At 60.3% G+C, this 1,066-nt stretch carries 2 protein-coding genes; both read left to right on the top strand.

Annotated elements, in window-relative coordinates:
• Positions 1–2 precede the first annotated feature (2 nt).
• A complete protein-coding gene (locus tag AC5RWT_RS37755) occupies positions 3–497 on the top strand; it encodes a cell division protein SepF (protein ID WP_494084672.1) in 495 nt (164 codons plus the stop codon).
• A gap of 69 nt (positions 498–566) precedes the next feature.
• Positions 567–854, top strand: a complete 288-nt coding sequence (locus AC5RWT_RS37750) for a YggT family protein (RefSeq protein WP_493967348.1) — start codon at positions 567–569, stop codon at positions 852–854.
• Positions 855–1,066: the final 212 nt, after the last annotated feature.

Below are 1,066 nucleotides of genomic sequence, written 5' to 3'. Positions count from 1 at the left end.
CAATGATTTATCTTGGGCTCGCCGATGGTGATGAGCACTACGAACCCGAGCAGGCGGACACACCTGCCCGAGATGAGGAGCAGCCTGTGGACCAGCCCCGTCAGGAGCGCCGCCCTGAGCCGGCAGTGGCTCCGGTGAAGCAAGCCGCCGACGAATACCGGGCGCCCGTTACGCCGATCAAGCGTGCGCCGTCCGCCCGGGAGGACGCCACCGTGCTGCACCAGATCACCACCGTCCACCCCCGCTCCTACAATGATGCCAAGGTCATAGGCGAAAGCTTCCGGGACGGCATTCCGGTGATCATGAACGTCACCGACATGGGCGAGGCAGAGGCCAAGCGTTTGGTCGATTTCTCGGCCGGCCTGGTCTTCGGTCTGCATGGCAGTATTGAGCGGGTCACCAACAAGGTCTTCCTGCTCTCCCCGTCGACTGTGGAAGTCCTGGGCGAGGACCGGAAGTCCAGCGACCAGCAGGCCAGCTTCTTCAACCAGAGCTGACCTGCCGCGCCTTCCGGCGGGCGTGTCGCCAGTCAATATCCTTCTAGCGCTAGGAATCGTGGAACCGGCGTGTCCATCATTTTCGTCCTGCTGTACTTGATCTTGATGTTGTTCCAGCTGACCTTGATCGTGCGCATTGTCTTTGAAGCCGTTCAGTCATTCGCGCGGCGCTGGCGGCCGCGCGGCATCGCGCTGGTCTCGGCTTCCGCTGTCTACTCGGTGACGGACCCGCCCCTGAAGGCTCTCCGCAGGCTCATTCCGCCGCTGCGGATCGGCGGATTTGCACTCGATCTTGCGTTTCTGGTGCTGTTCCTTGCCGTGACAATCGCCATGGCGATTGTGGCGGGTCTGGCATAACCGGGAGTGCGTTAGTGTTCGTCTCCGAAACGATATATTCTGATTCAGATATAGCTGGCGGATGTCCGTTGCACGGCGGATATTCGCTACCGTTGTTATGAATCCCGCACGTTGAATTCATGACCCACGAACCAGTATGAGGTGACCAGATGGCTTTGACGCCAGAAGACGTTGTCAACAAGCGGTTCCAGCCGACGAAGTTCCGCGAAGGC

Source organism: Arthrobacter sp. Dra40 (genome assembly GCF_059091905.1).
Note: the sequence above shows the minus strand (reverse complement) of the source record. Positions and strands in the feature narration are given on the sequence as shown.

Coding starts and splice junctions, on each gene's coding strand:
- AC5RWT_RS37755 (WP_494084672.1), top strand. CDS start 3: ATGATTTATCTTGGGCTCGCCGATGGTGATGAGCACTACGAACCCGAG.